The organism is Aureibaculum luteum, from assembly GCF_003449015.1.
Classification (GTDB): domain Bacteria; phylum Bacteroidota; class Bacteroidia; order Flavobacteriales; family Flavobacteriaceae; genus Aureibaculum; species Aureibaculum luteum.
In genome coordinates this window covers 1-26,998 of record NZ_QRGD01000012.1, presented here as the reverse complement: position 1 = coordinate 26,998, position 26,998 = coordinate 1, and the positions used below count along the sequence as shown (strand labels likewise).

The 26,998-nt window shown below is 31.6% G+C and carries 28 protein-coding genes; 7 read left to right on the top strand and 21 right to left on the bottom strand.

Translation table 11 applies throughout. The features are described 5' to 3' along the window. Nucleotides 1-4 precede the first annotated feature (4 nt). On the top strand, nt 5-1,360 hold the full coding sequence (locus tag D3P13_RS20145) for a RagB/SusD family nutrient uptake outer membrane protein (RefSeq protein ID WP_117885146.1): 1,356 nt from the start codon (nt 5-7) through the stop codon (nt 1,358-1,360). A gap of 121 nt (nt 1,361-1,481) precedes the next feature. Here D3P13_RS20145 and bshC read toward each other — a convergent pair whose 3' ends face one another. The 8 genes from bshC to D3P13_RS20105 form a co-directional block, all read right to left on the bottom strand. Continuing rightward, nucleotides 1,482-3,086 carry a bacillithiol biosynthesis cysteine-adding enzyme BshC gene (bshC, locus tag D3P13_RS20140; RefSeq protein WP_117885144.1) on the bottom strand — a complete coding sequence of 535 codons (1,605 nt, stop codon included), beginning with the start codon at nt 3,084-3,086 and terminating at the stop codon, nt 1,482-1,484. A 136-nt stretch (nt 3,087-3,222) separates the two neighbouring features. Beyond that, complete coding sequence (rimO, locus tag D3P13_RS20135) at nt 3,223-4,536, bottom strand: 30S ribosomal protein S12 methylthiotransferase RimO (RefSeq protein ID WP_117885142.1); 1,314 nt, start codon at nt 4,534-4,536, stop codon at nt 3,223-3,225. A gap of 50 nt (nt 4,537-4,586) precedes the next feature. Beyond that, nucleotides 4,587-5,264, bottom strand: coding sequence for a response regulator (locus tag D3P13_RS20130; protein WP_157972975.1), 678 nt, complete (start codon nt 5,262-5,264; stop codon nt 4,587-4,589). A 51-nt stretch (nt 5,265-5,315) separates the two neighbouring features. After that, a complete protein-coding gene (locus tag D3P13_RS20125) occupies nt 5,316-7,343 on the bottom strand; it encodes a tetratricopeptide repeat-containing sensor histidine kinase (protein WP_117885138.1) in 2,028 nt (675 codons plus the stop codon). Between the two features lie 98 nt (nt 7,344-7,441). Next, the gene (locus tag D3P13_RS20120; protein WP_117885136.1) at nt 7,442-7,660 is read right to left on the bottom strand and encodes a hypothetical protein; all 219 of its coding nucleotides are present in this window, start codon (nt 7,658-7,660) and stop codon (nt 7,442-7,444) included. An 87-nt stretch (nt 7,661-7,747) separates the two neighbouring features. Then, nucleotides 7,748-7,969 (bottom strand): hypothetical protein, encoded by a 222-nt coding sequence (locus D3P13_RS20115; RefSeq protein WP_117885134.1) that lies wholly within the window; start codon nt 7,967-7,969, stop codon nt 7,748-7,750. A gap of 87 nt (nt 7,970-8,056) precedes the next feature. Beyond that, nucleotides 8,057-8,278 carry a hypothetical protein gene (locus D3P13_RS20110; RefSeq protein ID WP_117885132.1) on the bottom strand — a complete coding sequence of 74 codons (222 nt, stop codon included), beginning with the start codon at nt 8,276-8,278 and terminating at the stop codon, nt 8,057-8,059. A gap of 270 nt (nt 8,279-8,548) precedes the next feature. Beyond that, nucleotides 8,549-9,283, bottom strand: a complete 735-nt coding sequence (locus tag D3P13_RS20105; RefSeq protein ID WP_117885131.1) for a LytR/AlgR family response regulator transcription factor — start codon at nt 9,281-9,283, stop codon at nt 8,549-8,551. A gap of 475 nt (nt 9,284-9,758) precedes the next feature. Here D3P13_RS20105 and D3P13_RS21985 point away from each other — a divergent pair, with 475 nt between their 5' ends. After that, nucleotides 9,759-9,935, top strand: a complete 177-nt coding sequence (locus D3P13_RS21985) for a hypothetical protein (protein ID WP_157972974.1) — start codon at nt 9,759-9,761, stop codon at nt 9,933-9,935. Nucleotides 9,936-10,134: 199 nt separating this feature from the next. After that, entirely contained in the window at nt 10,135-11,196 is a 1,062-nt protein-coding gene (locus D3P13_RS20100; protein ID WP_117885129.1) for a serine hydrolase domain-containing protein, read from the top strand. 41 nt (nt 11,197-11,237) lie between these two features. Here the strand turns inward: D3P13_RS20100 and ftsY are convergent, their stop codons facing one another. The 5 genes from ftsY to D3P13_RS20075 all read right to left on the bottom strand — a co-directional run bounded on the left by ftsY (nt 11,238) and on the right by D3P13_RS20075 (nt 14,521). After that, a complete protein-coding gene (gene ftsY, locus D3P13_RS20095) occupies nt 11,238-12,191 on the bottom strand; it encodes a signal recognition particle-docking protein FtsY (RefSeq protein WP_117885127.1) in 954 nt (317 codons plus the stop codon). A 276-nt stretch (nt 12,192-12,467) separates the two neighbouring features. Further along, the gene (locus D3P13_RS20090) at nt 12,468-12,620 is read right to left on the bottom strand and encodes a DUF4295 domain-containing protein (protein ID WP_117885124.1); all 153 of its coding nucleotides are present in this window, start codon (nt 12,618-12,620) and stop codon (nt 12,468-12,470) included. Nucleotides 12,621-12,674: 54 nt separating this feature from the next. Beyond that, a complete protein-coding gene (gene rpmG / locus D3P13_RS20085) occupies nt 12,675-12,860 on the bottom strand; it encodes a 50S ribosomal protein L33 (RefSeq protein WP_117885122.1) in 186 nt (61 codons plus the stop codon). Nucleotides 12,861-12,866: 6 nt separating this feature from the next. Next, complete coding sequence (gene rpmB, locus D3P13_RS20080) at nt 12,867-13,106, bottom strand: 50S ribosomal protein L28 (RefSeq protein ID WP_117885120.1); 240 nt, start codon at nt 13,104-13,106, stop codon at nt 12,867-12,869. Between the two features lie 164 nt (nt 13,107-13,270). Next, complete coding sequence (locus tag D3P13_RS20075; protein ID WP_117885118.1) at nt 13,271-14,521, bottom strand: competence/damage-inducible protein A; 1,251 nt, start codon at nt 14,519-14,521, stop codon at nt 13,271-13,273. A 105-nt stretch (nt 14,522-14,626) separates the two neighbouring features. Between D3P13_RS20075 and D3P13_RS20070 the strand changes: the two genes are divergently transcribed. Next, nucleotides 14,627-16,093 carry a M28 family peptidase gene (locus D3P13_RS20070; RefSeq protein WP_117885116.1) on the top strand — a complete coding sequence of 489 codons (1,467 nt, stop codon included), beginning with the start codon at nt 14,627-14,629 and terminating at the stop codon, nt 16,091-16,093. Nucleotides 16,094-16,103: 10 nt separating this feature from the next. On the opposite strand, the gene D3P13_RS20065 is transcribed toward D3P13_RS20070, so the two are convergent. The 4 genes from D3P13_RS20065 to D3P13_RS20050 all read right to left on the bottom strand — a co-directional run bounded on the left by D3P13_RS20065 (nt 16,104) and on the right by D3P13_RS20050 (nt 19,191). Then, nucleotides 16,104-16,574: a CYTH domain-containing protein gene (locus D3P13_RS20065; RefSeq protein WP_117885114.1), complete on the bottom strand. Its 471-nt coding sequence runs from the start codon at nt 16,572-16,574 to the stop codon at nt 16,104-16,106. 198 nt (nt 16,575-16,772) lie between these two features. After that, nucleotides 16,773-17,381 carry a fumarylacetoacetate hydrolase family protein gene (locus D3P13_RS20060; RefSeq protein ID WP_117885112.1) on the bottom strand — a complete coding sequence of 203 codons (609 nt, stop codon included), beginning with the start codon at nt 17,379-17,381 and terminating at the stop codon, nt 16,773-16,775. Nucleotides 17,382-17,436: 55 nt separating this feature from the next. Next, entirely contained in the window at nt 17,437-18,306 is an 870-nt protein-coding gene (gene purU / locus D3P13_RS20055) for a formyltetrahydrofolate deformylase (RefSeq protein ID WP_117885110.1), read from the bottom strand. 45 nt (nt 18,307-18,351) lie between these two features. Beyond that, nucleotides 18,352-19,191: a 1,4-dihydroxy-2-naphthoyl-CoA synthase gene (locus D3P13_RS20050; protein WP_117885108.1), complete on the bottom strand. Its 840-nt coding sequence runs from the start codon at nt 19,189-19,191 to the stop codon at nt 18,352-18,354. Between the two features lie 97 nt (nt 19,192-19,288). Between D3P13_RS20050 and D3P13_RS20045 the strand changes: the two genes are divergently transcribed. Continuing rightward, on the top strand, nt 19,289-20,536 hold the full coding sequence (locus tag D3P13_RS20045; protein WP_117885106.1) for an alpha/beta hydrolase: 1,248 nt from the start codon (nt 19,289-19,291) through the stop codon (nt 20,534-20,536). Between the two features lie 53 nt (nt 20,537-20,589). Here the strand turns inward: D3P13_RS20045 and menD are convergent, their stop codons facing one another. From menD to D3P13_RS20025, 4 genes are all read right to left on the bottom strand, one after another. Next, entirely contained in the window at nt 20,590-22,251 is a 1,662-nt protein-coding gene (menD, locus tag D3P13_RS20040) for a 2-succinyl-5-enolpyruvyl-6-hydroxy-3-cyclohexene-1-carboxylic-acid synthase (protein WP_198680073.1), read from the bottom strand. Between the two features lie 96 nt (nt 22,252-22,347). After that, nucleotides 22,348-23,739: a M20/M25/M40 family metallo-hydrolase gene (locus D3P13_RS20035; protein ID WP_117885104.1), complete on the bottom strand. Its 1,392-nt coding sequence runs from the start codon at nt 23,737-23,739 to the stop codon at nt 22,348-22,350. 68 nt (nt 23,740-23,807) lie between these two features. Then, nucleotides 23,808-24,659 carry a PPK2 family polyphosphate kinase gene (locus D3P13_RS20030; protein WP_117885102.1) on the bottom strand — a complete coding sequence of 284 codons (852 nt, stop codon included), beginning with the start codon at nt 24,657-24,659 and terminating at the stop codon, nt 23,808-23,810. 99 nt (nt 24,660-24,758) lie between these two features. Further along, entirely contained in the window at nt 24,759-25,103 is a 345-nt protein-coding gene (locus D3P13_RS20025) for a hypothetical protein (RefSeq protein ID WP_117885100.1), read from the bottom strand. A 131-nt stretch (nt 25,104-25,234) separates the two neighbouring features. Between D3P13_RS20025 and D3P13_RS20020 the strand changes: the two genes are divergently transcribed. Both D3P13_RS20020 and D3P13_RS20015 read left to right on the top strand, forming a co-directional pair. Then, a complete protein-coding gene (locus D3P13_RS20020; protein ID WP_117885098.1) occupies nt 25,235-26,077 on the top strand; it encodes a tyrosine-type recombinase/integrase in 843 nt (280 codons plus the stop codon). A 73-nt stretch (nt 26,078-26,150) separates the two neighbouring features. Then, nucleotides 26,151-26,900: a hypothetical protein gene (locus D3P13_RS20015; RefSeq protein WP_117885096.1), complete on the top strand. Its 750-nt coding sequence runs from the start codon at nt 26,151-26,153 to the stop codon at nt 26,898-26,900. Nucleotides 26,901-26,998: the final 98 nt, after the last annotated feature.

The following is a 26,998-nucleotide window of genomic DNA, read 5'->3' as shown; positions in this document are numbered from 1 at the left end:
GACCATGAAAAAATTTATAAATATAAAAATCGGAATACTACTGCTTACTATTTCTTTGATAAGCTGTAATGATAACCTTAATATTGAACCTGAACAATACCTATCAACTGAGGTAGTTATTAGTAACTCTGAAAATCTATCTAAGGTTTTAAATAACGCTTATAACGACGCCCGCTCAAGCTCCAGCTATGGCGGTAGTATTGCTATAGCATCTGAACTAATTGCCGACGATGGTGATCTTTGGTGGAACGGAACTTATGTAGATCCGGGAGAATTTATTGAAAAGGCAATGTTATCAGATAATGGATTTGTAGAAAGCATTTGGATGAATGGCTATGACATTATTAACCAAGCTAATATTATACTAGGCAATTCTAGTGCTTATGTAGACGAAGATGAAAAACAAACTGCAGAAGCTGAGGCAAAATTTTTAAGAGCTATGGTGTATTTCGATTTAGCTAGACTGTTCTCCAAACCTTACACAAACGGTATCCAAAACACCCAATTAGGAGTGCCTTTGGTTTTTACAGCTGTACTAGATCCAAAAAATATTGATTACCCAACTAGAAACACTCTAGAAGAAGTATACACACAAGTAATAACAGATTTAACAGATGCGTATGATTTATTACCATCTTCAAATGGTGTATATGCTACAAAATACAGTGCTGCTGCACTACTTGCACGAGTATACTTACAAATGGGAGATTATACTAACGCACGAGATATGGCAGATGAAGTAATCAATAATAGTGGTGCTTCATTAACCAACACTTTTAGTGGTGCTTTTAATAATGATGAAAATTCTGAAGAAGACCTTCTTGCTTGGCAAGTAACCAGCCAAGATGCAAGTTCTAACTATTTAAACCTATTCTTTGCAGGAAGCGATTTTGGAGGTCGATCAGGAAACCCTGATATTGATGTAGAAGACCAACATTATGATATTTATGACGACTCCAATGACCAAAGAGCTAACTTCTTTTATGAAGCAAAATATTGGTGTACTACTAAATGGCAATACCAATTTGGAAACATTCCATTTATACGCCTTGCAGAAATGTATTTAATACGAGCTGAAAGTAACTTCAGATTAACAACGACAGTTGGAGATACTCCGGTAAATGATATTAATAAATTAAGGAGTAGATCTACTGCTTCAACTTTTGGCACTGTGGATTTAGACATTATTTTAATGGAACGAAAAAGAGAATTATCCTTTGAGGGTTTTGCACTATTTGATGCAAAACGCCTAGGTAATAACATTGGAACTATATCTTATGACGCTAATCAATTGGTATTACCCATACCACTTAGAGAAACTGATGCCAACACAAATTTGGAGCAAAATCCAGGTTACTAATATCAGTCCATTAAAAAATCCCTATAAAATAAATTTTATAGGGATTTTTTTTGCTTAAAATTTAGGCCATAACATCTTTAATTTCAAGAAAAACCACCTTAAGATACTTCACTTGATACTATTACAACTGTATAACTGAAAACTTACCCTCCAACGGATTTAATGTTGCCATCAAGGTTGGAATTAAACGATCTCCATATAACAAATACAATTCTGAAAAATTACGTTGTCGTTCTTCCAAACTCTGATTCGGGAATAATTGATTCTGCAACTCCTTTATTCGATCAACCTCATCTTTTAATTTTCTTTTTTGAGCACTTAGCAGTCTTTTTTCTAACGTATTTAACCCTTTTAACTGTTTTACTTTTTGAGCTTTAACCGCCCCTATAAATGACTTATCTGTTTTAGTGGCCAACTCCTCTAAATCAGTGAACTGCTTTTCTAAACTATTGCGTTGCTTTGAAAAATCAATTTCAATTTCAGAAATTTCTTTTATTTTTTTATTGACTAACTGGTGTTGATCTAAGAACAACTCGTCAATTGATATTTTTAATTTCTCAGCTTTATTAAATTGTTTCTCTGAAATAATTAAGGCTGAATTTCTTAATAATAATATTGGAAATGGAATTTTAACGGCCTCAAAATAATCCTTAAGTTCTAACCAATAAGCAAGTTCTCCACCACCTCCGATATAGCATAAATTAGGCAAGATAATTTCTTGATATAACGGTCGCATTATTACATTAGGGCTGAATCTTTCAGGAAATGCATTTACTTCTTTAAGGAGATCATCTTTACTCCAAGAAATGTCAGAATCAACTACCTTATAAATTCCATGCTCAAAAACAATACGTTCTCGAATGGCATCAGTTAAGTAAAACAAGTTAATTTCACGTGGATTTACCTGAATACCATAATTTTTCAATTGTTTTTCAATTGTTTTAGAAACCTGTTTAAAACTAGTTTGATTCAACAATTCGTCCTCAACAAACGGTTTGAATAACTCTTTTAAGTTTGTATCATCACCGTCTATAATTACTAAGCCATATTGGTTAAACAATTCATTTGTTAAATATCTTGTAGCGTCAGTAAGATTGTCATGCTTTAAATACGCTTCTTTAAATAGGTGAATTAAATACTTGGCATTTTTAGAGCCATCTAAAGCTTTTTCAAAAATAGCAGCAACGTTTTCTAAACCATCGGTAGGTAAACGTCCTACTCCACTTTTGCTATCCCTATTCCAGCTTATTTTTTGACCTTTAAAATTAAAATAATTGATTTCATCAAAATCATGATCCTCCGTTGCCATCCAATAAATTGGGACAAAGTTATCATCAGGAAATTCTCTTTTTAATTGTTTGCACAAATTAATTGTAGAAACTATTTTATACAAAAAATAGAGTGGCCCTGTAAATAAATTGAGCTGATGCCCTGTTGTAATTGTAAACGTATTTTCCTTTTTTAGAAGTTCAATATTACTTTTTGTTGTACTAGAAACTTCTATTTTTTGATATTGATCTTCTAAAGATTTGACCAAGATAGATCTCGACTCTGTTTGAAAAGACAATCGTTTTAATTCTATTTGTTTCTTAAACCCATCAATAGTTGAGAAATTTGAATAAAATGATTTAATCTTATCATTTTGAGCGAGATAGTCGCAAATAATATCGGAGAAATAGCCCGTTCGGGCAAAAGGAATTGTAGTTAAACAGTCTTCTTCAATCATATGATAAAAATAGGGAAAATTTAAAAGATTGCGTAATTATTGAAATACTATTTAAAATAATTAACCCCTCCACCTTAGGAGTACTTCTCCTTGAAATAAGGTAAGGAATCATTATTATTGATAATTTAAATTTTAACTAAGAAACAGGTTCTCCATTGAGGTCAAAATCACCTGCAGAATTGATTTTCACATTAACAAACTGACCTAATTGTACATAATGTTTTGATGCATCAATTATAACATCATTATCAACATCTGGCGAATCAAACTCCGTTCTACCAAAAAAGTAATTCCCTTCTTTTCTATCGAAAAGACATTTAAATGTTTTACCCACTTTCTCTTGATTTAATTCAAAAGAAATTTGACTTTGTATTTCCATAATTTCGGCAACACGTTGTTCTTTTACCTCTTCTGGAACATCATCTTCTAAAGTTGCTGCATGTGTATTTTCTTCATGTGAATAGGCAAAAGCCCCAAGTCTATCAAAGCGTGTATCTATAACCCAATTCTTTAATTCTTCAAAAATTTCATCAGTTTCTCCTGGATATCCCACAATTAGCGTTGTTCTAATGGCCATATCTGGAACAGCCGCTCTAAACTTTGTAATAAGGTTTACTGTTTTTTCATGCGTTGTACCTCTTCGCATGGATTTTAAGATTTCAGTATTAATATGTTGTAATGGAATGTCCAAATAATTACACACTTTAGGCTCATTTTTCATTACCTCAAGTATATCTAAAGGAAAACCTGTAGGAAAAGCATAGTGTAATCTAATCCACTCTATTCCTTCTACTTTTGCTAATTCTTTTAATAAATCAGCTAAGGCTCTTTTTTTATAAATATCTAGTCCGTAATACGTTAAATCTTGAGCAATTAAAATCAACTCTTTAATTCCTTTTTCAGCTAAATTTTGAGCTTCTTTTACTAAATTTTCAATAGGTGTAGAAACATGCTTACCCCTCATTAATGGGATGGCACAAAACGAACAAGGTCTATCACAACCTTCAGCAATTTTTAAATAAGCATAATGCTTTGGAGTCGTTGTTACACGTTCACCTAATAACTCATGCTTATAATCTGCTTCTAAAACTTTTAATAAGTTAGGTAAATCATGTGTACCAAAATAAGCATCAACATCAGGTATTTCTTTTTCTAAATCTGGTTTATAACGTTCACTTAAACATCCTGTAACAAAAACTTTGTCAACCTCACCTTTTTCCTTTTTGTGAGCGTAATGTAAAATAGTATTGATAGATTCTTCTTTGGCTTTACCAATAAATCCACAAGTATTTATTACTACAATATTACCATCGTCATTTTCATCTTCATGTACAACCTCTTTACCATTGGCTTGTAGTTGCCCCATTAGCACTTCAGAATCATAAACATTCTTAGAACATCCTAGAGTAACAACATTAATCTTATTTTGTTTTGTAGATTTTGTTCGCATGTAGCTTTATTATTTTTTGCAAAAATAGGCTATTATGCATTAAAGACTAATTATATAAGACCTTTTTCTTTAGCAATACGCACCAAATCTTCATCATTTCCCCTTTTTAGATTAAGTGATTTTTTCAATTGACTTTTTTTCTTTTCAATTGAACTTAATGATAAGTTAATATATTGATCTAAATCTTTGGTTTTAATCCCCCGTTCTAAATGCATTAATATTTTAATATCGTTATCGTCGAATTTATCACTTTCTTTACGGAGACTAATATTACTTAAAAATTTTAGTACGGAAGTACTATAAAATGGAGGGTTACTCATAATCGTTTTAAAACCAGTAATAAATTCTGTAGGATTACTATCGTTTTTTATCAATAATCCGTCAGGCTTAATTTTAGTTAAAATATTATGAATGCTAAGACTGTCATTATTTAACGTTAATATAGCTATTCGTGCTTTCGGAAAGTTTTTTTTAGCATATAACGCTAAATCTTCTCCAGATTTAAAGTTTCCATCTAGCGATGGCGGTAAATTCATATCAAAATAAAAACAATCATAAGGAACATTAGTTTGAGCTAACTTCATTTTTAAAATGGCTTCTTCACAGTCACAAGCTACATCTATTTTTAGGCTACCACAATCTAAATCGGCATAATTAAACATACTTTTATACGCCTCTATGATCATAGGATTATCATCGACTATTAATATGTTTAAAAAATTTTCCAAGAGAATAATAGGGGTTGCGTTTTACAAGTTAGTGAATTTTAATTAAATAAACTACAACGGTATCTTAATATTTATGGTAGTTCCTTTTTTTAGTTCTGAAATAAATTCAACAACGCCATTAAGGCGTTCCACTCTTGACCTTATATTTTTAATACCAATACCGTCTTTATTGGTGTTTGTATTAAAACCTATTCCATCATCTATTATTGATAAATGAATAAAATCAGCATCACTATTTAAAGATACGTTTAAGTTATTGGCTTTGGCATATTTATTTATATTTTGAACAGATTCTTGAATTATACGATAGATATTCATTTTTATATCTCCCTTTATCTCTGACCATTTTAAAGTATTATCTGCTAATAATTCAAAAGTATAGCCGTGTAATGAACTTTTTTCTGATAATAGGTCTTCAATCAATTGAACATATCCCACGTTAGCATCAATCGCATTGGAGTGTAATTCATGTGAAACATTTCTTATTTCATCAATTACTTTAGAAAGTCCTTCAATAAAGGTCTCTCTTTTTATTACAGCCTCTGCATTGTTTTGAGCATTTAATACCGCTAAATTCATTTTTATACCATAGAGATTGCCCAAAACACCATCATGTAACTCTTCAGACATTCTTTTTTTCTCATTTCGTTTACCTTCATCTATTTTATTTTGCTGGGTCAACATTAAATTATAGATTTCTTCATTAGCAAGTTGCTGTTCTTTTTCCAATTTTAATCTAATATTTTTTAAACGCTGATCTCTAATAATATAAATAAGCATCCCTAAAACAAGAACTATTGAACCTACGACTAAGATATTCCTATTTTGCTCTGATAATGTTTCATTTTCTTCTATAAACTGATCGGTTTCAAACTGTATTCGAGCAATTTTATTTCTAACAGCTCTTTCTTCCTCGAGTAGTTTCTCGTTCAGATTAATGTATTGTCGTGTATATTTATCATTATTGTTCTTATCAATTTCAGCTAGCAACATTAATGTGGCCAAAAGGTCTCTATAATTATTTGTGCTTTCTGCAATGTTTTTAGATTCTTTTGCTAAACGTAACGCTTTTATAGTGTCATTTAAAGTAGCATAGTATTCGGCTTGGTGTAATAAATTCATAGATTTACCCCAATCATCATAAACACTATCTCTTATATGTAAAGATTCTTGAAACAACTTAATAACACCAATAGTATCGTTCAACTTAAATTTACTATAGGCTAAATTGTCCAATAATTTGGCATATAATTTTGTGTTTTCATATTTTAAATCAACTCTTCTTAAAGCTTTTATATAATGCTCTCTAGCCTTTTCATATTGCTTATTATTGGCATAGACAACTCCAATATTATTTAATGTATTTTCAAAGTTAGTATCTTCTCCATTACCATTAATTTGATTTTGATACTCTAAGGCTTTGTTATGATATTTTAATGCTTTACCATATTGATGTAATTCATTAAAAACAACTCCAAGATTGGTATAACATTTATATAATTGATTATCCTTACCTAACGGTTCTAATATTTCAATAGCCCTTATAGTCGTTACTTCACTCCCTGTGTAATCTCTGAGTTCAGACTGACTAATAGCCATGTTCAACAACATTCTTCCAGATGAATAATTATCTCCTATTGCATTAAAATTTTTTTGTGCATAAAAATAATTATAATAAGCACTATCATTTACTTCATAAGATCCAAAAAAATCACCTAAATCCCAATAATTAAAAGCAAGCCTTAGAGAATCTCCTAATTTTTTTGATAATTCAATTGTTAGCTTATTAGTTCTTCTGAACGAAGAAGAATCTTTTAATTTGGAATAACGTATCGCTATTTTAGATAAATATTTATTCCGCAGAGAATCATTTTTTTCTTCTAAGGTCTTTTCATAAGCCTTATCTAGAAAAAACAATCTATTTTCTAATGTTAATTCCGTTTTCTTTGCATATTTAATCCAAACAGGTATACTATCATTAGTATTATCAATATAATCATTGACATTACTATCTAGTGCTACTGACTGAGAAGTTATAAAAAATATTAAAAACGTAATGTAAAAAAATAAATGTTTCAATTAGAATAATTTTCAAGTTGTAAATGTATCTAATATAAACAAAAAAAACCTTAAGTAAGTACCTAAGGTTTTATATCTATTAATTATTTAATGTAAATTTAGTTACCTCCTCCCAAATCATCCTCTTCTTCTCTTTCATCATGTTCATTTCCTTGGTCACCAGTATCTAAATCTTCATTATCAGTATCTACGGATAAAGTATGGTTAAATTCAGTTAATTCTGCCTGTTCTAAATCATCTAGCGTTGCATCAGAATCACAAGAATAAAAAGCTACTGATACTATTAATATGGCTAATATGTTTTTAAATGTCTTCATGGGTTTATTATTTTGATTATGGTTATTAATGCATGTGCATGTCAGCACGGTACTTGTGTTACTATTTATTATCACTTCAGTTAAGATTTAGTTACCACCTCCCAAATCATCATCCTCTTCTTCTCTTTCATCATGTTCATTACCTTGGTCACCAGTATCTAAACCTTCACTATCAGCATCTACTGATAAGTCATGGTTAAATTCTGTTAATTCTGCCTGTTCTACATCATCTAGCGTTGCATCTGCATCGCATGAATAAAAAGCTACTGATACTATTAATATGGCTAATATGTTTTTAAATGTCTTCATGGGTTTATTGTTTTGATTATGGTTATTAATGCATGTGCATGTCAGCACGGTACTTGTGTTACTATCTATTATTAATTCAGTTAAGATTTAGTTACCAGCTCCCAAATCATCATCCTCTTCTTCTCTTTCATCATGTTCATTTCCTTGATCACCAGTATCTAACGCTTCGTCATCAGCATCTACAGATAAGTCATGGTTAAATTCTGTTAATTCTGCTTGTTCTACATCATCTAGCGTTGCATCTGCATCGCATGAATAAAAAGCTACTGATACTATTAATATGGCTAATATGTTTTTAAATGTCTTCATGGGTTTATGGTTTTGATTATGGTTTTGTTTTTAATTCAATGTTGTTAATAAATGAATGTATAAGGCAACATAACATTTCTGTTAACCACTCACATTCTTATTGTTATGTTACTATTTAAAATGATATAGAAGCTTCAATTTCTGTTACAAAACTAAGCCGAAGGGGAAGTTTAAACTACTATTTTAAAGAAGACATAGTGGATGACCCACAAAGAGAAGTGCTTTGCACGAGTATAACAGTAGATGGTAATTAATGGGTAATTTACAATACTAGTTTAAGGATAATAAGGCATTCTTAGAAATAGATTTTTCTAAAATAACAACATTTTCTTTATATGATTTTGAGAAAGGAATGGCAAAACTATGCTGCTTTATTGTGCATTTAGCTTTTCCGAAGTGAATTCTAGATACATACTTTTGGTTTACAATATAACTATTGTGTATTCTAGTAAAATTTTCAGGTAAAAGTTTTTCAAAGTATTTGAGGGTTTTATATGCACTAATAGTAGTACCATCTTCCATAAAAAAATCAGTAGATGTATTATCTGCTTTTAGAAACAGTATTTCATTCATTTCAATAAATCGATAATCTTTATATGATTTTAGACATAACTTATCTGAAGGTTTTCTGGGCTTTATTTTTAACCTTGCCACAGATTTACGCAGCTCAAAATCATTGATGGGTTTTAAAATATAATCACAAAAATTATTTTTCATACAATTATACGCCCCATCTTTTGTAGTTGACAAGGCTATCACTTTCGGCATTTCTTTGACGTACTTATACAATTCATTTATAAAACTAAAGGCATCGTTCGTGTTCTCTTTGTTGTTATCTACATCAATAAAAATAATATCTGGTGCGTATTCTAAAATAGTATCCAATGATTGATTAAAACATCCCGAAGCACCTATACAGATAAAATCATCTGTATTTTCGAAATATTTTTGAATCTTTATAATGGTTTTTTTGTCGCCATCAATTATTGAATATCTATTTTGCATAGGCCCGTAATTTAGTTTTACTAAATTACATAGTTATTTTATTTTAGATGAGCTCTTTAACCTCAAAATAACCAGTATTAAACCGCAATATTTTACGGTTTAAACCGTAAAATATTGCGGTTTTTTACACTAACTATTGCGGTTTTTTTTGGAATAAAGTCGCTCGTTTGTCGTTATCTTTGTATCAACTTAAAACAATAAGTACAGCTAAACACATTATGTATAATCTAGTCCTTAACCCAATGATCTACTTTCCTAAAAATTTCCACTTATTACGAAGGAAGTAAAGTCTATTCATAGCAAGTACTTTACTCACAATCATTGGGCTGGACTTTTTATTTACTTTTTAAAAAAGTGATTATCATTTAAAAAGTCACTTTTACTAAATTTATTTTAATAAGGGAGTTAGTTAAAATAGAGGTTCGAAAGAGCCTCTATTTTTATTAAGCACGAAACAATATAATCTTTTTAAACCATGAAAAACAGATCATCTCAATTTCTTGTTGTAGGATTATTATTAGTTATGTTAGGTGCTATTTTAAAAGTAATTAAAATGGAAACATACGCTACTACTTTTTTAACAATTGGTTTGTTTTTAGAAATTAGTGCTGGTCTTATTTTCTTCTACGATCGCGTAACTTCAAAAAAATAACAAACCATAAATTTATTTCTTAAGTGTTTTGATGTTTTAATATACAAATCATCTAAACCTTTTACTTCTTAAAATTCAAATACAGCATTCCTTTTTTATAACTTATTCCATTTCCAACAACTATAAATAGCACATAAAATTAAACCTTTATTATTCCGTTAAGTCTAATATTTAAATTAGTTATACAAAAGTCAATGATATGCAAAGGTTATTAGCAATTGGATTACTTATCTCCTTACTATTTTCTTGTACCTCACAAGATGATCCACTTGAAACTATAGACCCCATTTATTTTCCATCAATTACTGATGATGGCTGGGAAACAGAATCAATAGATAATTTAAATTGGAACAAAGCTAAGCTAGAGCCATTGCTAACTTTTTTAGAAGATAATAACACTAAAGGTTTTATCATTTTAAAAAATGGTAAAATGGTCATTGAAAAATATTTTAATGGTCATTCTAATAGTTCAATATGGTATTGGGCAAGTGCAGGTAAAACCTTAACTGCTGCAATGACTGGAATTGCAGAAAATGATGGCTATTTAAACCTTAATGATAAGGCTTCTATACATCTAGGTACAGGATGGACCAGTGCTCCATTGGCAAAGGAAAATCTTATTACCATTTCACATCTACTATCCATGACATCTGGATTGGATGACTACTTAGGGGATGATGTGAATGCTGAAAATCTTAATTTTGTTTCAGATGCAGGCACCAGATGGGCATATCACAATGTATATGTAAAATTACAAGATATAATAGCCACCGCATCACAACAATCTTATGTAAATTATTTTAATACAAAACTGAGAGATAGAATTGGAATGACAGGGACTTGGATTAAATTGGGAAACAATAATGTCTTTTGGAGTAATACAAAAAGTATGGCTCGTTTTGGTTTACTTTCCCTCTCATATGGAGCTTGGGATGGCTCTCAGATTGTAAACGAAAATTATTATAAAAAAGCAGTTAGCACTTCGCAACCTATAAACCAATCCTATGGATATTTATGGTGGTTAAATGGTAAATCAAGTTATCATTTACCTCAAACACAAATTGAATTTCAAGGTTCGTTAATTGAATCAGCACCTGATGATATGTATTGTGCACTTGGTAAAAATGATCAAAAAATATATGTAGTACCTAGTCAAAACCTTGTGATTGTACGTATGGGTGAATCTGCAGAAGATGATAATTTTGCTTTATCTGATTTTGATGAATTATTATGGCAAAAAATAAATGCCTTACTTAATTAAAACTTTTAATCATCAAATAGAAGTTCGTAAAAAATTGTTATTTATTTAAAAAAGCTATCAACAAACTCAATTTTATTAAACACCTGTAAATCGTCTACTTGTTCTCCTACACCAATATATTTTACGGGAATTTTAAATTGATCAGAAATACCAATTACAACACCACCCTTTGCAGTACCGTCTAACTTGGTTACCGCTAAAGATGTAACTTCAGTTGCCTTTGTGAATTGTTTAGCTTGTTCAAAAGCATTTTGACCAGTTGAACCATCTAATACAAGTAACACTTCATGAGGAGCATCGTCAATAACTTTTTGCATAACCCTTTTAATTTTGGTCAGCTCATTCATTAAATTCACCTTATTATGCAAACGTCCCGCTGTGTCAATAATTACAACATCAGCATTCTGATTAACCGCTGATTGAACAGTGTCAAAAGCCACAGATGCCGGATCACTACCCATTTTTTGCTTTATTATGGGCACACCTATCCTATCTGCCCAAACTTGCAATTGATCTATGGCAGCAGCTCTAAAAGTATCACCTGCACCCAAAACTACTTTCAGGCCTTGTTTCTTAAATTGAGAAGCTAATTTACCAATTGTAGTTGTCTTACCTACTCCATTTACACCAACCACCATTATAACATATGGTTTTTTATCATTAGGCACTGTAAAATCAGTTTCGTTACCGACATTAGTTTCCGCCAATAAACCTGCTATTTCTTCTCTTAAAATTTTATTCAGCTCTTCGGTACCTAAATACTTATCTTTAGCTACTCTTGCTTCAATTCTATCAATAATCTTTAAGGTAGTAGCCACACCCACATCAGAAGAAACTAATATCTCTTCCAAATTATCTAATACATCATCATCTACTTTTGATTTACCGGCTACCGCTTTCGACAGTTTAGAAAAAAAGGTAGTTTTACTTTTTTCCAAGCCTTTGTCTAAGGTTTCCTTTTTTTCTTTTGAAAATATTTTTTTAAATAAACTCATTTTTGAATTTAATAGTTATTGAGTTAGTGTTTTGTATTATATAATGCATTATCGAGTGATCATTTTGATTCTCAAATTTCAACATCATTCTTACAAAGATAAGAAAGCTTTCTAAAACACAATGACTAAATAGTAAGAGGAGAGAAAAATTTTAGAACTATGACATCTAAAGTCATTAGAACTTCTACATATTGCAACCTTTTTTCAAAGGTTATTAAATAGCAAAAGCTACTTCCAAAAAATGAAAGTAGCTTCTATATAATTTATAAAAAACGATTATTTTTTACTAAAATAATCATTTACGTCAGCGGGATCCATAATTGATTCAACAAAAGAATAAGCTCCAGTTTTTGGAGATTTCACCATTTTCACTGCTTTTGTTAATCTTTTCGCCCCTGTTTGTAACGATGCTACTGATTTCTTTGCCATACTTTAAATATTATTTGAAATTTTTATTTTGAAATTTTATTTTAAAATTTCGAATTATTTAATTTCTTTATGAATAGTCATTTTCTTTAGGATAGGATTGAATTTTTTCAATTCCAATCTATCTGGAGTATTCTTTTTGTTCTTTGTAGTAATGTATCTAGATGTACCTGGTTTACCACTTTCTTTGTGTTCAGTGCACTCTAATATAACCTGAATTCTATTACCTTTACCTTTTGCCATTGTATTCTATTTTTTCAAAAAGCCATTAGCTCTGGCTTCTTTAATTACAGCAGATATGCCTTTTTTATTGATATTTTTTAAAGCCGAAGCAGATACTTTCAAAGTAACCCACTTATCTTCTTCAGGAATATAAAAACGCTTCTTCATTAAATTAGCGTCAAATTTTCTTTTAGTCCTATTCATGGAATGAGAAACGTTGTTTCCTACCATAGCCTTTTTTCCTGTTAACTCACAAACTCTTGACATTTTCTAAACTTTAAATGTGTTAATTCTAAACGAGGTGCAAAAATAATAAATTAATTGAATTTACAAACAAATTTTTCACTGTTTTTTAGTCAACTCTGTTCATTTTTTTCTTTCACTTCGTATTTACGCGTTTTCTACCTTGATTTTTATCTCAGAAAAACGGGTCACAATGTATTCAATAATGCTATTCTTAACAACTCCAATGCCTTTACTGAAGCCCGTTCTATAACCTTTTGGCGAGGTTGACCAAAATTAAATTCTTTAGTCGTAATTCCGTCAGGCGTTAAAATACTTATAAATACTACACCTACAGATTTATCTGTATTATCTTTTGTAGGACCCGCATTACCTGTGACGGCAATAGCACAATCCGTTTTATAAAGTTTTTGAATTCCTCTCGCCATTTCTTCTACCACTGCTGCACTTACCACTGAATGCTCTTCAATTGTTTTTTCAGATACTCCTAAAACTTCTCTTTTAATGCGTTCATTATAACTAACAACCGATCCTACAAAGTATTCAGAGGCACCTGCTACAGAAGTAATCATTGTTGCAATATTTCCGCCAGTACAGCTTTCGGCCGTAGCTATTGTTTTATGCTCTGCAACTAACAACTTACCAATTATTGTCTCTATGGATTCCTCTCCTTCAAAACCTACAAAAATATCTTTAACATAACCAACTAACTCCTTTTCAAGCCTTAGCATTTCACTTATTAATAAATTTTCATCAAAGCCCTTTGCGGTTAATCTTAGCCTTACTTTACCTAAATTTGGTAAGTAAGCCAATTTAATATTTTTAGGCAAGCTATCTTCCCAAGTATCTAATCTTTCAGCAATAGCACTTTCTCCTACACCATAAGTGAGCAAAGTTCTATGCATAATATATGGACGGTTGTATTTCTTTTGTAAATAAGGTACCACCTCTCCGGTAATTAAACCTTCCATTTCATAGGGCACACCAGGTAATGAAATAAAAACCTTATCATTTTTCTCCATTAGCATTCCTGGGGCTGTACCAAAATTATTCTTTAAGACTAATGCTTTGGAAGGCACTAGAGCCTGCTGACGGTTAATATCAGAAATTGGCGTAGAAACATAATTTTTAAATAAATTTTCTACATGCTTTAATACCTCATCATTAAGCACTAAGGTATCATTAAAATATTCACAGAGTGTATGTTTTGTAATATCATCCTTCGTTGGACCTAATCCTCCAGTAATAATGATGATATCAGCATTCTCTTCAGCTTCTTTTAAAGACTTTAAAATATGCTCTTTATCATCTTGTACGGATGTTATCTGATACACAGAAACTCCAATTTTATTTAATTCTTGAGCAATAAAAGCAGAATTGGTATCTACAATTTGTCCAATAAGAATTTCATCTCCAATTGTAATTATTTCGGCATTCACAAATCCTAGTTTTAAAATTTAACTACAAAGGTAATCAAGTGTTTTGTATCATAGCATTTTTACTTTAATAGTAATTCTATATATTTACAAATAAATAAAAATATTATGCGACAATTACTATTATTTATTCTACCACTTACTTTTACGTTAACATGTTTTGCTCAAACGGATGCTGATAAAGTAAAGGAAACTGTTTCTAAGAATGATATTGAAGGACATATTTATTTTTTAGCTTCTGATGAATTACGTGGAAGAGAAACTGGGAGTCCAGAAATTGACATTGCTGCCGCCTATTTAGCCAATTCTTTTAGAAGATACGGTGTTAAACCAGCAGATAATGGTAGCTATTACCAAGCTGTTGAACTTGAAAAAGTAAGTGCCGCAAAAGATATTAAAATAGAATTAAATACTTTTAAATCGGGTAATCTATTACCACTAGCCGCCAGTAACTTTGATTTTAACGGTGATGCTATTTTCTTAAATTATGGTTTAGAAGAAGATTATAATAAAAAAGATGTAAAGGGCAAATTGGTTATTGTAAAAGCAGGGACCGCTGAAAAAAGTGACCCAAGAGCTGCTTTTAGAGCTGCCAAAAATAAAAGAGAACTCGCCTCAAAAAACGGTGCCGCTGGCATTGTAGAATTAAGTAATGCTGATGCTGCTCTTTGGACGCAATTATCAGGATACTTTGGTGGTGAACAAATAGGATTAAAAAGTGAAGATGTTAAAAAACTTGTACATGTATGGCTTCAAGATACTGATGGAAGCATTGAAAAAGAATTGCGTTCTTCTAAAAAAATCTCAGGAAAATTAAGTGTTTCTGGAATTCACAAAAAAGCTGTTCCGTCAAGAAACGTAGTGGGAATGGTAGAAGGAACAGACCCTAGCTTAAAAAACGAATTTGTTATTTATTCAGCTCATTATGATCACAATGGCGTTGGTAAACCCAATGCAGAAAATGATTCTATTTATAATGGTGCTCGTGATAATGCGGTGGGAACTGTTACTGTGTTAAGTGCTGCCGAAAATATTGCTAAATATCCTACAAAAAGATCTGCTTTGTTTATATTATTTACCGGTGAAGAAAAAGGGTTACTGGGAAGCAAATGGTATGTAGAACATCCTGTTATTCCGTTAGAACAAATGGTTTATTGTTTTAATAGTGATAATGGTGGTTATAATGACACCTCCATTGCAACTATTGTTGGATTGAACAGAACAACTGTTGGACAACATATTATCAATGCGGCCTCTGAATTTGGTTTAAAAGCGATTGATGATCCTGCGGGCGAGCAAGGTTTATTTGACCGTTCTGACAATGTCAGTTTTGCAGCTAAAGGCATTCCCGCTCCTACATTTAGTTTAGGTTTTACCGCTTTTGATGCTGAAATTAACAAATACTATCATCAAACTGCTGACAACCCTGATACGTTGGATTACGACTATTTAGAAAAATTCTTTAAATCGTATGTGATGGCCTGTAGACTTATTGCAAATGACCCTAACACTCCATTTTGGACGAAGGGCGATAAGTATTATGAGATTGGTGAACACTTATATAAAAAGAAGTAATTTTCTAGTTTTACCAATTCACATATGGATTGTTTACTAAGGCTGCATTGTAATATTTAGTAATGCCTGTTACTTCATTGCCTAACCATTTAGGTTTCGTGAACGTTTCTTTTTCTGAGGATAATTCAATTTCTGCCACTACTAATCCTTTATTCTCCGCATAAAATTCATCAACTTCAAAGGTATGAATACCTACTTTTACTAAATACCTACTTTTATCAATAACACCAGGTTCACAAATTTTTAATAAATCTTTGGCTTCATCAAACGGAATCTCCTTTTCCCACTCATACCTAGAAGCTCCAGAAGCATTGCCAATTCCTTTTACAGTCAAAAAACCTAAGTCACCAATAATTCGAACACGTACAGTACGTTCTGGCACAGAAGATAAAAAACCTTGAATAATTTTTAGCTTCTTAAAAGCTTCTTTTTTAAAAGCATCACTTACTACTAAGAATTTACGTTCAATTTCTAATGCCATAAATTATAATTAAGTTATAAATATTAAGATAATAAAGTATTTAATTGAGTATGACTTAACTTGCTTCAATACTTCTAGTTTTTTTTAATTAAAAAACAAATTTCAAGTACCAAAATCCAAATAAAAAATAAAATACCAACAGCAACATTTTGAATTTATATTATAATCTTTATGTTAATGCTTTTTGCTGTGTATAAACTATTTAATTTTTATGCTAAACGCTTCGTTGTCTTCTAATTTTCCAATTAAAATATCATTCTCAGCAACCCTACCCACGCCTTCAGGAGTTCCTGTAAAAATAATATCCCCTTTTTTTAAGGTAAAAAATTGAGAAACGTATGCTATTAAATCATCAATTTTCCAAAGCATTGCATTTGTGTTTCCATTTTGAACAACCACCTCATTTTTAGATAACTGAAATTTTAAATTTTCTAAATCAAAATTTTCTTTAGGATAAAACTCACCTATAACGGCACTACCGTCAAAGGCTTTGGCTTTTTCCCATGGCAATCCTTTTTCCTTACATTGAGCTTGAACGTCACGAGCTGTAAAATCAATACCCAGTCCAATTTCGTCATAATATTTATGAGCAAATTTAGACTCTATATGCTTTCCTACTTTATTTATCTTTACCAGCACCTCAACCTCATAATGTATGTCACTAGAAAATGCTGGAATAAAAAATGGCATTTTCTTCGGTAAAATTGCGGAGTCTGGTTTCAGAAAAACGACTGGATTTTCAGGTCTTTCATTTGCCAATTCTTCAATATGCTTGGCATAATTTCTTCCTATACAAATTATTTTCATCTGTTTTATTTTTTAGGATTAGCTGTCTTATGAATGAACATTTTATACTTTCTATTTATTCTCCAGATTCTGGAAACACAACAGCTCTTTTATTTGCAACTATTATTTGATTTTGAAGGTGGCATTTAACGGCTTTAGCAAGTACTAATCGTTCCACATCTGCTCCAATACGTTTTAATGTATTGGGTGTACAGTCATGCGTAACACGCTCTACACCTTGTTCAATGATAGGACCTTCATCTAAATCTTCAGTGGCGTAATGTGCAGTGGCTCCAATTAGCTTTACCCCTCTTTCATACGCTCTTTTGTAAGGATTTGCTCCTTGGAATGCTGGTAAAAACGAATGGTGTATGTTTATAATTCTTTCTGGAAAACTATTGATAAAATTAGAAGACAAAATTTGCATGTATCTTGCCATTATAATTAAATCGATTTTATGATCAACTAATAATTTAATAACCTCAACTTCTTGTTGCTCCTTAGCTCCTTTTGTCACAGGCATATAAAAATAAGGTATGTTAAACATTTCAGCAATAGGTCGTAGTTTATCATGATTACTGATTACCATGCTAATGGTACAATTTAAATCGCCCTCTTTTTGCCGTTCAAGCAAATCGTACAAACAATGTGATGTGTGCGAAACTAAAATAGCAACATTCGGCTTGCTATCTCCGTAATTAACCGACCAATTAAAATTTAACGGTTCTGCCAATTCTAAAAAATTAGCTTCCAATTCTTTTTTACTGATATGGGTTCCTTCTGCATTTAATCTAACTCGCATAAAATATGTATTTTCAATAGAATTTACATATTGCTGACAGCTTAAAATATTAAAACCTTTACTGTAAAAAAAGTTTGTTATTTTTGCCACCAACCCTTTGTTATCTGGACAATTTATTAAAAATGTTACTATTTGCGAATCCATTTATTATGCTATGTTTAATTTTAGATTATTTAAGAAACCTTGAATTTATGGTAACCATTTCTTTTCAAAATTAGGTTTACGTTTTTCTAAAAAAGCATCGCGACCTTCTTTGGCTTCTTCTGTCATATAGGCTAATCGTGTCGCTTCTCCTGCAAAAACTTGTTGCCCTACCATTCCATCATCCGTCAAGTTCATGGCAAATTTTAACATTTTTATAGAGGTAGGCGATTTTTCTAAAATTTCTTGTGCCCATTGATATGCGGTATCCTCTAATTCATCGTGTGGAATAACGGCATTTACCATTCCCATTTCAAAAGCTTCTTGAGCGGAATAATTTCGCCCTAAAAAGAAAATTTCTCGTGCCCTTTTCTGCCCCACCATTTTAGCTAAATACGCTGATCCATAACCACCATCAAAACTAGTAACATCAGCATCCGTTTGCTTAAAAATGGCATGTTCTTTACTTGCCAATGTTAAGTCGCATACTACATGTAAACTATGACCACCACCAACAGCCCATCCTGGTACCACAGCAATAACGGCCTTTGGCATAAAACGAATTAAACGTTGTACTTCTAAAATATTTAAGCGGTGCATACCATCTTCACCAACATACCCTTGATGACCTCTTGCTTTTTGATCTCCACCACTGCAAAAAGAATAAATACCATCTTTTGAAGAAGGTCCTTCTGCTGAAAGTAACACTACACCAATACTAGTATCTTCTTGTGCATCATAAAAAGCATTATACAATTCACTTGTTGTTTTTGGACGAAATGCATTGCGTACATCAGGTCTATTGAACGCAATTCTGGCCACGCCATTAGACTTTTTATAGGTAATATCTTCGTATTTTTTTACAATTTTCCAATCTGGTTGTATCATTTATTACAATTTTATGCGATTCTAAGCGTTTGTAAAGATAGAATTAAGAAAAAGAGAAAAAAAATTAACCACTTAAAAATCCAAAAATTGTGTAAGTATGAAAAAAATTTACTCGCTATTACTTGTATTAACGTTTAGTTTTGCTGCATTTAGTCAGAACATTTCGTTAGAAGCTTTTAAATCATCCGAATTAAGCGGTGAATTAAATAGTACACGTACTTTAAAAATTTATGTGCCCGATTCTTATCAACAAGACTCTACAAGGGTATACCCTTTAGCTATTGTTTTAGATGCTGAATATCTTTTTGATATTTATGTAGCCAATTCTAAACTTTTTTCCGCTAAAGACAAAGCACCAGAGCAAATTGTTGTTGGTATTTTTCAAAACCAAAAAAACGAACGTAAAACTGATTGTGCTGTAGATTTGAACAGTATGCTTACAGAAACAAGTTCTAAATTTTATAAATTCATTAAGAATGAATTGATTGGTTATATTGAACATAATTATAGAATTTCACCATTTAGAACCATTGTAGGAAATACCATAACGGCAAATTTCACCAACTACTTTATGGTAGAACCAACACCAATTTTTAATGCATATGTAAATATTAACCCGAGATATTCTCAAGATATTGCAGATTTATTTAGAGGTAAAGTACCAACCATAGACCGACATACTTATTACTATTTGAATAATGGTGCGTTTTTAGGTGAAGAGAAAAGCAAAAACATTGAGTCTCTTTATTATGTTTTGAAAAATTTTGAAAACGACAATTTTAAATATAAATATGACGCGTTTGATACCTCAACGAATATTTCTTCAATGGGGCAAGCAATACCAGCTGCTATGGCTCATATTTTCGACATGTATTCATCAATTTCTAAAGAGGAATTTGATACTAATATTGCCGATTTAAATCCGGCAGAAGCTATTGAGTATATAGAAAAGAAATATGTTGAGATACAATACCTTTTTGGTGCCAATCTAAAAATTAGAGAAAGAGATATTTTTGCCATTGAGTCTATTATTTTAGACAAAGAAGATGGGGCGTATTTAGAAGAATTTGGTAAAATGATTAACAGATTGTATCCTGAATCTCCAATAGGCGACTATTATATTGGTCAATATTACGAAACAGGAAATAATTTAAAGAAAGCTTTAAAATATTATAAAAATGGATTTGCAAAAATATCATCTGAAGATCCTAATTCTGACGGATACTATCAAAATGTAGAACGTGTTTTAGCAAAGCAAAAAAGCTTAAACAACGGTCAAGAAATTGGTGACGATTATGATGAAGAAATAATTGAAACTGTACAAGGTGACGAAACTGGACGTTAAACCATAATAATATTTAGACATAATAAAAAAGCCGCTCTACATGAGCGGCTTTTTTATTTAATGGCATTGAAATAGCTTTTTAACACCTCATCATTTATAGTACTGGGTGTAAAGACTTCTAATATTTTAGGCTGTTCAGAAGCCTCAAAGAAAGTATCTAATTGATGGAATAACTCTTCTTTAGTTGTAGCCGATTTATATGCTAACTGATACATTTTACACAGATGTTCTGCATTTAGATTGTGCTTGGTTTCAAAATAGTCTAACGCATTGGTTTTTTTAGGTCCAGGTAAAATTTTAAAAATACCACCACCTCCATTATTTAGTAGAATAATTCTAAAATTTTTAGGTATATATTTATTCCACAACGCGTTACTATCATAAAAGAAGCTAATATCACCGGTAATAAAAATGGTTTGTTCTTTTGAAATAGAAGCTGCTCCAATAGCTGTAGAAGTGCTTCCGTCAATACCACTTGTGCCTCTGTTGCAAAATACTTTTATTGAAGGATTGTTGTCATACAATTGAGCGTAACGTATTACAGAACTGTTTGAGAGTTGTAATTGTGATGCATCAGGTAATTTATTTAATACCGCATCAAAAACCTCAAAATCAGAAAAGTCAACGTCTTTTACAAATTGCTTGTGCTTACTATTTCGTTCTTCTTTTATAGTTAGCCAATGTTTCTGATACTTACTTTCTATCGGTTTTATTAAATTTATAAATTGCTCAAAAAATAGTGAACCTGACATTTTAAAATGATGCGTTAAACAATGATATGTATCTAAGCAGTTATCACTATTGATATGCCAATGATTTTTGGGTTGGTACTTTCGTAAGAATTGTTTTATCTTTTTTGATACGATCATCCCGCCAAGGGTAACCAACAAATCTGGTTTTAGTTGCTCAAAATCAGCATCTTGTAAAGAGAAAATGAGTTTATCAATACTATTTATAAATTTTGGATGGTGAAGGTTAGAGGTGTTTTCTGTAAATACCAACACGGACTGATCATGTACCAATTCATTTAATTGTTGCTGTAATAATTCATCGGGATAATTGGCTCCGATCAGTATTATTTTTTGAGCTGATTGATTCCAAATGTTGGAGAAATCTTCTAAATAAAAATCTATTTCCTCTTCAATAGTCATGAATTTTGCCTCAACATTATTTATTGATAAGCTATTACATGTTTCGTATAAAGGCTCATCAAAAGGCACATTGATATGTGTTGGTCCGCTTTTAAGAATGGCGAGTTGTATGGCTTCAGAAATCAATTTTTTATTTTCCTGTTCAAACGCTTTACCATGCCTTAAATTAGCATTAAATATACTGTGGTTTTTAAAAACATTTTCTTGACGGATGGTTTGTCCGTCACCAATATCTATGAACTCTTTAGGTCTATCAGCAGAAATAACGATTAACGGAATATTACTATAAAAAGCTTCTGCAAAGGCAGGGTAATAATTTAACAACGCAGAACCTGAAGTACACACTACGGCTACTGGCATTTGAGTTTGCTGAGCAATACCCAATGCGAAAAATGCGGCACACCTTTCATCAACAATACTATATGTTTTTATATTAGGATGATTGGTAAAACCAATAGTTAAGGGTGCATTACGTGAGCCCGGAGAAATGATGATATGTTCTACGTTATATGCAACACAACTCTCTACAATTAATTGAGAAAGTTCTTTTTGGGAATAAATCATTACTATTGTTTCTGATTTAGGGATAAAGGATTAACTAAAACTCTGAATAAATAACAAAATTAAGACTATTGTTCAAGTTTACCTTAGTTCTTTACACTATTTAACAACACCATATTGGTCAAATAAATAAAGCATTGATGCCATAGAGGCCGCTCCTAATTCCAATTCACGTTGGTTAACCGCCTCAAATACATCTGCTTCTGTATGATGGTAGTCAAAATACCGTTGCGAATCTGGTCTTAACCCTAACAACACATTATCATCCTTTTTTAAAGGGCCAATATCTGCACCACCACCACCTCTGGCAAAAATATGAATGTTATAAGGTTCAAATAATGATTTCCATTGTAAAACTTGATCGTAATTTTTATCATTACATGTAAAACCAAATCCACGAGGTGAAAAACCACCAGAATCAGACTCTAATGCCACAATATGATTTTCTTTTTTCTTTACCACTTCTGCCGCATAAGCCTTCCCTCCACTTAAGCCAAACTCCTCATTAGCAAACAATACCACTCTTAAGGTTCTTTTGTTCTTAATTCTCAAGGTTTTAAACAATCGTAATACTTCCATAGACTGCACTACTCCTGCCCCATCATCGTGTGCACCTTCTCCTAAATCCCAAGAATCTAAATGTCCGCCCACTACCATTATTTCATCTGGATAATTGAGGCCTTCAATTTCGCCAATTACATTAAAAGACTGTGTATCTGGCAAATTCTTACAGCTTTGTTTAAAGTAGAATTTAAGCTTCATTTTATCATTTTGCTTTAACAAACTACTGAGCATTTCTGCACTATTTGTACTTATGGCCGCTGTAGGAATTTTTTGACTTTCTTCAATATCTCCATAATGCATGGTACCTGTATGTGGTACGTTGTCAATTTTAGTAGTCATTGAACGAACTATAGCACCTAAAGCACCATATTTACCCGCCACTGCGGCTCCGTTTACACGTTGACCAACAGCAGCACCATAGGCTTTAAAAGTTTCAATTTTATCAGCAGGCATGGCTCCGTTATAAAACACAATTTTACCTTTAACTTTGTCTCCTAACTCTTCTACTTCTTTTAAACTTTTTACTTCAATAACCTCAGCTAGCAATCCTTCTTCTGGCGTAGCAACAGAACCACCTAAGGCTCTAATATTTACATTAAAATTACCGAACTCCGTTGCTACATGCCCCTCTTCTTTCTCTCCACGTACCCAATGCGGTACGGTTACGGGTTGCAACCAAACTTTGGTTAGTCCTAACTTATCTAATTCAGCTTTTGCCCAAGCTACTGCCTTTTTATCGCCTTCTGAACCTGTTAAGCGATGACCTACTTTTTTGGTTAATTGTTGTAACCATAGATAGCTTTTACCTTTTGTTAACGCCTCCATATATAGCTTTTTTAGCTGAATAGAATCGTTCGTTGCATTTGTTTGTGCAGACAGGTTTACGGATAGTAATAGTAGTAAGCTTATTGTTATTAACTGCTTCATAATTTTAGGTGCTATTATTTGTGAATTTATGTAAAAAGAGGCATTGAACCTAGTATGATTTATCAAAATTAATCATTTTCAAGTTGTGCTCTAAATTCGTCTAACCGAGCTTTCGTTTTATCATCTAATTCAGGAGCCTTAATGTCTTTGTAACTTTCTAAGGTTTCTAAAATAGTAGTTGCTACGATGGTTCTTGCCGTAGGTTTATCATCTGCCGGTACAATGTACCAAGGTGCTTTTTCTGTAGAAGTTCTATTAATAGCATCTTCATAACAGGCTTGATAGGTACTCCAATGTTCACGCTCTTCTAGATCGCCAGCAGAGAACTTCCAATTTTTATTTTTTTTCTCTATTCTACGTAACAATCTGTTTTTCTGCTCCTCTTTAGATACATGCAGAAAGAACTTTAAGATTATTGTACCATTATCAGCAATGTGCTTTTCAAAGTTATTGATGTCTTCCATTCTGTTATGGAAAAAAGTATCATCAATATCGTTTGTACTCTTTACGGATGGAAGTTTTTCACCCATAATATATTCAGGATGCACTCTTGTAACCAAAACATTCTCGTAATGGGTACGGTTAAAAACGCCTATTTTACCTCTTTCTGGTAAGGCAACATAATGACGCCACAAAAAATCGTGCTTTAACTCTTTATCTGTTGGCACCTTAAAGCTATGTACCACAACACCTCTGGCATTTACTTGTTTAAAAACTTCTCTTATTAAACTGTCTTTACCTGAAGTGTCCATGCCTTGTAAACAAACTAACATACTATACTTACCGTGAGCATACATGGTATCTTGCAATTCACTGAGTTGTTTTCTTGCTTTTTTTAATTTGTCTTTGGCATTACTATCAACTTCTTTTGTTGTAATTTTTGACAGGTTTATGGGAGTGGTAACTTTATATTTATGCATATGGATTCGCAGGTTTTTATAGCGTAAAATTAAGTAAATTAATCTGTTTTTAAAAAGGTTAAGCGGGATTGATATTAAAAATGGGGATTGATACTATTTTTATCTTCTTATTATTAAAACTTCATCATCTGAAAATTCCATCCAAGCAAAATCATATATATGATGATACATTTTACCCTGTTTATTAACATTAAAATGAGTAATGTATTTAAAATTAAATTTTTTTCTAGACAAGGTGAGTCTTTTTATTTTTTTTTGATTGCTATTTTTACCTAACAGTTCTAATAAAATTGCTCTGTTTCTATGTAAAATTTTATCAATTTCAGTAGCTGTTGTTTTTGTAACCCTTCTTAATTTAGTGTGGTAATCATTTTTACATTTGATAGAACAGAATACTCTATCAATTCTACCCTTTATCTCTTTTTTACAAATTTTACATTCCATAATGTTTCAAAAGTATTGATTTTATTTGGTTTTCTTATTATCCGTTGGTTAACGGTTAATAAACGTTTACAAACGAATACAGTCGACTAATTCAACATTATGATGTATTATATGATTAGTTTTACTCAAATATGAAGACATTAGAGAAAATACAAAACAAATTAAAACAGCGTAACTACTCAAAAAACACACAAAATGTTTACTGTAGTTTTTTAAAAATGTACGCAAAATACTGTAATGAGCATGATTTAGATGCAAAAAAGGATGCTTCTCCATTTATTTTGCATTTAGTTGATTTGGGATATGCCATAAGTACACAAAACCAAGCCATTAATGCGATAAAATTTTACTGGGAACACATTTTAGGTTTTGAACCACAATTTATAGCTATTGATAGACCTATGAAGGAAAGACGGTTACCACCTATTTTTAGTTTAGACGAAGTTGCTAGAATTTTTGATTGCACTGAAAACTATAAACATAGAATGGTTTTAACAACCATTTATGCATGTGGATTAAGAATTGGTGATTTAATAAATTTAAAGATTGAAGATATAGATGGTGAAAGAAAAATGATGCACATTAAGCGTGGTAAAGGGAAAAAGGACCGAATGATACCAGTACCTGAGAGCTTATTGATTCAACTACGTGTTTATTTAAAATTTTACAAACCTGAATTATATCTTTTTGAAGGGCGAGCCAAAAAAGGAAGCTCTGAAACAGTTAAATATTCTGCTAGTAGTATCAGATCTTTTTACAAAAACTCATTATTTAAAGCTCATATTAAAAAGAAAGCTACTTTGCACACCTTAAGGCATAGTTATGCAACTCATTTATATGAAAATGGAATAAACTTAAGGAGTATTCAGGTATTACTGGGGCATGAAAGTAGCAAAACTACTGAATTATACACTCATGTAAGTAATGTACACCTTAATAAAACACCTAGTCCTCTAGATTTTTTAAAAAAATAATTACCTTTATGGCCATAACGGATATAAACGCAATACGTTTATACAATAGTTACCAACAAGCTAAAAAAAAATCGTGACTAAAAAGAAAATGCAGAACGGAATTTGCAGATTATGCCAAAAAGATAAGGAATTAAGTTTTGAACATATTCCACCGAAATCTGCATTTAATAAAACGACTAGATATTTTTCAGTTCCATTTAAGGAATTTGCAAAAGCGAAAAATTGGCTGAACTATAAACCAAAAGGAAAAATAAACCAAGGTGGACTTGGTTATCATTCTTTGTGTGAAAAATGTAATGGCTTTTTAAATGATAATTATGTCCGACCTTATGCTGATTGGGCAAAATTTGGAATGAGTGCAATTAAAAATGCTAAATCTGATTACAATGTTTGGGAAGTAACCGAAAAAAATCCGTTTAGAATTTTAAAGCAAATTATAGCAATGTTTATCGCAATGAATGAACCTTGGTTTGGAAAACAAAATCCTGAACTTCTTGAATTTGTTAATAATCCCGAATTAAAGATTTTATCTGAACGCTATAAAATTTATGTCTATTTGAAAAGTCGAGGACAAATAAGAACAACAAAATGGAGTGGAACAAATTTTTATGGTCAAGTATGTGAATTAGCATTTGAGCCATTTGGATATATCTTAAATATTGATAATTACAACGGAATTGACCATTTAACAGAAATAAGTGGTTGGAAAAATTATACGGATGAAAGAAACCACACTTTCGACATAGGACTTTATGATTATCCAACTTATTTACCAATTCCGACTGATTATAGAACGAAAGAGGAAATAAATATAAACCACTAAAACGGAATAAAGCCAGTTGGTAATCGAGTGGATGGCTCCGCCAATAATTGACGGAGTGCACCCCTCACACCACCGTACATACGGGTCTCGTATACGGC